General features: G+C 66.9%; 6 protein-coding genes. 5 read left to right on the plus strand and 1 reads right to left on the minus strand.

Features of this window, described 5'->3' with window-relative positions; translation table 11 throughout:
- The coding region (locus NTW26_09840; protein ID MCX7022553.1) for a glutamate-cysteine ligase family protein at positions 1-523 on the minus strand (523 nt) is incomplete at its 3' end.
- Between the two features lie 179 nt (positions 524-702).
- Between NTW26_09840 and dnaB the strand changes: the two genes are divergently transcribed.
- The 5 genes from dnaB to NTW26_09865 all read left to right on the plus strand — a co-directional run bounded on the left by dnaB (position 703) and on the right by NTW26_09865 (position 5,967).
- A complete protein-coding gene (gene dnaB, locus NTW26_09845) occupies positions 703-2,169 on the plus strand; it encodes a replicative DNA helicase (protein ID MCX7022554.1) in 1,467 nt (488 codons plus the stop codon).
- Positions 2,170-2,251: 82 nt separating this feature from the next.
- Positions 2,252-3,397, plus strand: coding sequence for an alanine racemase (gene alr, locus NTW26_09850; GenBank protein ID MCX7022555.1), 1,146 nt, complete (start codon positions 2,252-2,254; stop codon positions 3,395-3,397).
- A gap of 3 nt (positions 3,398-3,400) precedes the next feature.
- Entirely contained in the window at positions 3,401-4,204 is an 804-nt protein-coding gene (locus NTW26_09855; protein ID MCX7022556.1) for an ABC transporter permease, read from the plus strand.
- A gap of 8 nt (positions 4,205-4,212) precedes the next feature.
- The gene (locus tag NTW26_09860; protein MCX7022557.1) at positions 4,213-4,980 is read left to right on the plus strand and encodes an ABC transporter ATP-binding protein; all 768 of its coding nucleotides are present in this window, start codon (positions 4,213-4,215) and stop codon (positions 4,978-4,980) included.
- Between the two features lie 54 nt (positions 4,981-5,034).
- The gene (locus NTW26_09865) at positions 5,035-5,967 is read left to right on the plus strand and encodes an MlaD family protein (GenBank protein ID MCX7022558.1); all 933 of its coding nucleotides are present in this window, start codon (positions 5,035-5,037) and stop codon (positions 5,965-5,967) included.
- The last annotated feature ends 419 nt before the right edge of the window (positions 5,968-6,386 follow it).

Genomic DNA, 6,386 nt, shown 5'->3' on the forward strand with positions numbered 1-6,386 from the left:
CCAGGCGCGCGTCGGCGGCCGGATGACGCTCGCCTTCCCAGAAGGGGGAGTTGGAGGCGCAGGCGATGAAGAGCGGCAGGTACGGGCGCAGGCCGTTGGCGATGGTGATGCGCTCCTCTTCCTCGGGCACCCCCAGGTGGACGTGGAGGCCCCAGAAGAGGCAGCGCAGCCATTTATCACCCTGGTACTCCGCCAGGCGATGGTAGCGCGGGTAGTCCACCATCGGCTGCTCGCGCCAGCGGCAGTTCGGGTGGGCCCCCACGGGGAGGAGATCCACGCCGGCCCGGTTTGCCGCCCGCCGCGCCAGATGACGCAGGCGACGCAGCTCCGCCCGCACCTCCTCCAGGTCCAGGCACACCGGGGTGGCTATCTCCAGCGTCGCCTGGTGGACGTCGGGCTTGATTTCGACGCGCTCGGCCTCGGAGAGCGTGGAGAGGGTCTCGGTGATGCGGGGCGCGAGCCGGCCCGTGGCCGGATCCACCAGCCCGAACTCCTCCTCGACGCCCAGGGTGAAGAGCTCCACGCGTTCCCCTCGGTGACGTTTTCGGCGATATTAGCACGGTGGCCGCGGCGCGTCCACCGGAGCCCGCCGGGGCGGTTTTTTTGAAAACACCCATCCCTTTATTGCCACGTCAACGGCGGTGAGGTAAACTAAAAAGCCCTGCCGTTCACTCCCCCCCAGCGACCCTTCAAGGACGCCCGATGGACGAACTGGAGCAGAACCTCGGCCTGCCGAGCAGCCTGGAGGCCGAACGTCTGACCCTGGGCGCGACGCTGCGCTACCCCGAGGCGGTGCACCGCTGCATCGAGGCCAACATGCGGCCCGACGACTTCTTAAAACCAATCCACGGGCGAATCTACACCGCAATCATGAACCTCTACTCCATGCGGGACGGCGCCATAGACCTGGTGACCGTCTCCGACGAGCTGCGGCGCTCGCCCGAGGGGCTCACCGACTCCGAGCTGGGCTACCTGGTGGAGGTGAAGGAGTCCACGGCGTCCACGGCGGGGATGGCGTCCCATCTGGAGATAATCCGGGACAAGGCGACTCTGCGCTCGCTGGTCAAGGCGGCTGCGATAATAAACGAGTCGGCCCGCGCCGAGGCCGAGCCGTCGTCCACCGTCCTGGAGAAGGCCGAGGGGCTGATTCTGGAAATCGCCGAGAGGCGGATGCGCCGCGAGGTCAGGCCGCTTTCCGAGCTCGTGGACACCGCCCTGGAGGAGATGCGCGCCCTCCACGAGGGACGCTCCACCCGGAGCGAGATACTCACCGGCTTCTTCGACCTCGACGAGATTCTTACCGGCCTCCACCGGGGCAACCTCATCGTCCTGGCCAGCCGGCCCGGCATGGGCAAAACGGCCCTGGGACTCAACATCTCCCAGCGCATCGCCATAGACTCCGGGGTGGGGGTCGGGTTCTTCTCCCTGGAGATGTCGGCGGAGGAGCTGGTGCGGCGGATGCTCTGCTCCGAGGCCCGGGTGGACTCCCAGAAGGTGCGCCGGGGGCTGGTCTCCGAGGGCGACATGGAGAAGTTCATCACCAAGGTGGCCCGCCTCTCCAACGCCCCCTTCTACCTGGACGACACCCCGGCCTTGTCGGTGCTGGAGCTGCGGGCCAAGGCCCGCCGACTGGTCAAGCAGAAGGGCGTCGGGCTCATCGTCGTGGACTACCTCCAGCTCATGACCGCCACCCACCGCCGCGCGGAGAGCCGCCAGGTCGAGGTCGCCGAGATATCCCGCTCCCTCAAGGCGCTGGCCAAGGAGCTCGACGTCCCCATCCTGGCCATCGCGCAGCTCAACCGCCAGCCGACCAACCGGCCCCGGTCCAAGATGCCCCAGCTCTCAGACCTGCGCGAGTCGGGCGCCATCGAGCAGGACGCCGACGTGGTGATGTTTCTGCACCGGGAGGAATACTACCAGGTCTCCAGCCCCGGCGAGGCGGCCGAACCGGTGGAGGAGACGCCGGACTACGGCAACGGCGGCGGCATCTCCGACGACCTGGCCCGGATGCCCGGCATCAGCCAGGTCATCGTCGCCAAGCAGCGCAACGGCCCGGTGGGCTCCGTCTACCTCGTGTTCCGCAAGCGGTTCACGCGCTTCGAGAGCCTGGACCGCTCCTTCCGCACCCCCGCGAGCGCCTCGGCCTCCGGGGAATCCCCGCCGTTTTAGAACCCGCCTTGACATCTCGTACGCGCTGGATTAGCCTAACCCGGTGTGATAGAGCCGGTTAGGGCCGGCGCAGCCTCCGACTATGTACCCGAATCGTCCCATCTGGGCCGAGGTGGACCTCTCGGCCATCCGCGACAACCTCTTCGCCGTCCGGGAGAGAGTCGGCCGCGGCGTGAAGATCATGGCCGTGGTCAAATCCGACGCCTACGGCCACGGCAAGCTCGAGGTCGCCCGGACCCTGGACCCCTACGCCGACTGGTTCGGCGTCAGCTTCGTGGACGAGGGGGTGGAGCTCCGCCAGGCCGGTTTCGATCAGCCGATCCTCTGCCTGGTCACCCCCCTGGCGGACGAGCTGGACGCGATGGTCAAGTACCGGCTGACCCCGGTCCTGTCCGACGCGGAGTTGGCCGACCGCCTGGGCGAGCGCCTGGCGCGGATGGGCTGGCTGGACGCCTACCGCCGCGACTTCGACGTCCACGTAAAGGTGGACACCGGCATGGGGCGCCTGGGAGTGTGGCACGAAGAGGCGCCCGAGACGGTGGCGCGGATCGAGGCCGTCCCCGGAGTCCACGTCGCCGGGCTCATGACCCACTTCCCCCTGGCCGACGGCGAGGACGCGAGCTTCGCCCGTGAGCAGCTCGAGCGCTTCGCCCGCGTCCGCCGGGAGCTGGAAAGAAAGGGCTTGAGCCCCGAGCTCTGCCACGCCGCCAACTCCGCCGCCATCGTCGATCTCCCCGAAAGTTACCTGGACATGGTCCGGCCGGGATTAGCTCTTTACGGGAGTTACTCCAGCCCCCACGTGTCCCGCAACCTGGGCATCCGGACGGCCATCGCCCTGCGGGCCCGCATCGCGTCGGTCAAGACGCTCCCCGCCGGCGCCACGGTCAGCTACGGCCGCCTCCACCGGCTGGAGCGGGACACCCCCGTGGGCGTCCTGCCGCTGGGCTACGCCGACGGCTGGCGCAGGAGCCTCTCGGGCCGGGCCGAGGCGCTGGTCCGGGGCAAAAGAAGGCCCATCATCGGCGCCATCTGCATGGACATGTGCATGGTGGACCTGGGTGGGCTGGGCGAGGTGGCCCCGGGCGAGGTGGTCACCCTTCTGGGCCGCGACTACTCGGGCTCCAAGATAGAGGTCGAGGAAGCGGCCCGCTGGATGGACACCATCCCCTACGAGGTCACCTGCGGGCTGTCGGAGCGCGTCCCCCGGCACTACCTCCGGACGGAGTGAACCGTGCCTCCAACCGGCGCTGTAAAGATGAACACCTTCGAGCGCATCGGCAACTGGCTGATGGAGAAGACCCATACCGTGGGGGGCGTGTTCATCTTCTACGGCCGGACCATGGCCCGCATCGCCCGGCGGCGGCCCCGGGGCAAGCTCGTCTACGACCAGATGATGCGCCTCGGGGTGGAGTCCATCGGCGTGGTGACCATGACCGCGCTCTTTACCGGGATGGTCATCGCGCTCCAGTCGGTGAACCAGCTGAAGATCTTCGGGGCCGAGGGGTACGTGGGCGGCATGGTGTCGGTCCTCTTCGCCCGGGAGCTGGGGCCGGTGCTCACGGCCATCATGCTCGCCGGCCGCGTGGGGGCGGCCATGGCCGCCGAGCTCGGCACCATGCGCGTCACCGAGCAGATAGACGCCCTGGAAACCCTGGCCAGCGACCCCTTCCGTTACCTCGTGGCCCCGAGAATCATCGCCATGGCCGTCATGGCCCCGGCGCTCACCGCCCTGGCCATGGGCGTGGCCCAGGTGGGCTCCTTCTTCGTCTGCATCGTCCTGGCCGACGTGGACCCCGGGGTCTACATCGCCGAGCTCGCCGTCTTTTCCAACGTCTGGGACATCGTCAGCGGGTTGATCAAGGCCCTCGCCTTCGGCCAGGTCCTGACGCTCATAAGCTGCTACTACGGCTTCACGACCTTCGGCGGGGCCGAGGGGGTCGGCCGCGCCACCACCAACGCCGTCGTCGTCAGCGCCGTGAACATACTGATCGTGGACGTGCTATTGACCACTCTCTTCTTCATCGCCTTCGACTAGAGGGAGCCGTGGACCCCGAGACGGTCATCCAGATCCGGAACCTGCACCGGAGCTTCGGCGAGACGGTGGTGCTCGACGGCGTGGACCTGGATATCCACCGCGGGGAGTCCATCGCCATCATCGGGCGCTCCGGCGTGGGCAAGAGCGTGCTCTTGAAGCACGTGCTGGGCCTCCTGCAGCCGGACGAGGGAGACGTGTGGTGCCTGGGAATCCGGGTGAACGGGGCCAGCCTCGCCGAGCTGCACGAGATACGCTCCCGGGTGGGCTATGTCTTCCAGTTCGCCGCCCTGTTCGACTCCATGAACATCCGCGAGAACGTGGGGTTCTTTCTGGACAACCACTCCGACACCCCGTCCGAGGAAGTGGACCGCATCGTGGACGAAAAGCTGGCGCAGGTGGGCCTCCCGGAGACGGCGCACCTGATGCCGGCGGAGCTCTCCGGGGGGATGAAGAAGCGGGCGGGCCTGGCGCGCGCCCTGGTGGGCGAGCCCGAGATAATACTCTACGACGAGCCAACCTCCGGCCTCGACCCCATCACCGCCGCCGCCATCAACGATCTCATCAACGAGACCAAGGAGCTGACGCGGGCGACAACGGTCATCATCACCCACGACATGGCCTCGGCCTACAAGACCGCCGACCGGATAGCCATGCTCCACGACGGGAAGATTATCTTCGACGGCACGGACGAGGAGGTCCGCGCCACCGACAACCCCTACGTGCAGCAGTTCATCCAGGGCCGGGCCCAGGGACCCATAGACCCCCTGTTCAAGTGAACGCGGCAGTCAGGCGATTTTGGTACAATAGTCCGGTCCACCGTGAGTAAAAAAATGAAACGGTCCGCCGAGCTGAAAGTAGGGATAACCGTCGTCGTCGCCCTGGCGATATTCGTCGCGCTCATCTTCTCCACGGGCCAGTGCCAGCTCTTCAACCGGGGCTACACGATAACGGTCATCTTCGACTCCGCCGCGGGCCTGGTCACCGAGGCCAAGGTCCTCTACGCCGGCGTGAGCGCCGGCAGCGTCGAATCCGTGGAGTGGTTCAAGCCCGAGGGCTCCGAGGCCCCCATGGTCAAGGTGGTCCTGCGTCTGGAAGAAGACGTCGTGGTGCGGGAGAACTCGGTCATCGCCATCCGCTTGAAGGGGCTGATGGCCGACAAGTACGTGGACATCACGCCGGGCACGAACGACTCGCCCGTGGTCCCGCCCGGCTCGACCGTCAAGGGCGAGCGCTCCATCGGCATGGACGAGCTCTTCGAGTCGGCGGGCAGCATCGTGGTCAAGATCGGGGACGCCCTGGCCGACTTATCGAACCTCTTCGACGAAGAGACGGTGGCCCAGATCAAGGACACCGTCGCCCACATAGACTCGATGGCCACCGACCTGGACGAGCTGATCAAGCTCTCGACGGGCGAGATAACCGCCACCGTGAAGAACCTGCGGCAGATAACCGACAACATCGCCCAGATAACCGCCGGCGCCTCCAGGATAACCCAGGACCTCGAGGGGACCTTGACCCGCTCGCTCCCCCGTTTCGAGAACGCGGTGGCCAGCATCGAAGAGGTCTCCTCCGGCGCCGCCGTGGCCGTGGACCACATCAACTCCATCGTCGCCCAGATTTCCTCGGGCGAGGGGACCGTCGGGAAGCTCATCTACTCGGACGAGGCCTACGTGGACTTCACCCAGACCCTCCAGAAGGCCAAGACACTCCTGGACAACATCATCAACGACCCCCGGCGTTACCTGAACCTCTCGGTGTTCTAAAATCCCCCCCGCGTCCCACGCGGATTGCGATGGTGTAGGGCGGCCCCTCTGCAGGCCGCCTGGTATTTAATAGATCATCGCGCCGATGGGTTGGGGTAGGGAAAGGAATAGGACGTAGGCCCGCGTCCCCCTCTCCCCGTGGGAGCGGCGCGCCGACGGGGATGGGGGTGAGGGCTGCTGCATGTCCCCTCTCCCTTTTAGGGAGAGGCGCGCCTACGGGTTAGGGTGAGGGCTGCCGCATATCCCCTCTCCCTTTTAGGGAGAGGGCTAGGGTGAGGGTCGAAGGTGGGAACGTAAAAACGGCGGGGATTAAAATCCCCGCCCTACATTTCAGCGGTGAGGGGTGAAGCGGCCCCCTCCCCCCTCTGGGGGGAGGCTCGCCTACGGGCGGGGGTGAGGGTCGAGGCTTGAGACGGTAA

Source organism: bacterium (assembly GCA_026398675.1).
Classification (GTDB): Bacteria; RBG-13-66-14; RBG-13-66-14; order RBG-13-66-14; family RBG-13-66-14; genus RBG-13-66-14.

Coding starts and splice junctions, on each gene's coding strand:
- alr (MCX7022555.1), top strand. CDS start 2,252: ATGTACCCGAATCGTCCCATCTGGGCCGAGGTGGACCTCTCGGCCATC.
- dnaB (MCX7022554.1), top strand. CDS start 703: ATGGACGAACTGGAGCAGAACCTCGGCCTGCCGAGCAGCCTGGAGGCC.
- NTW26_09865 (MCX7022558.1), top strand. CDS start 5,035: ATGAAACGGTCCGCCGAGCTGAAAGTAGGGATAACCGTCGTCGTCGCC.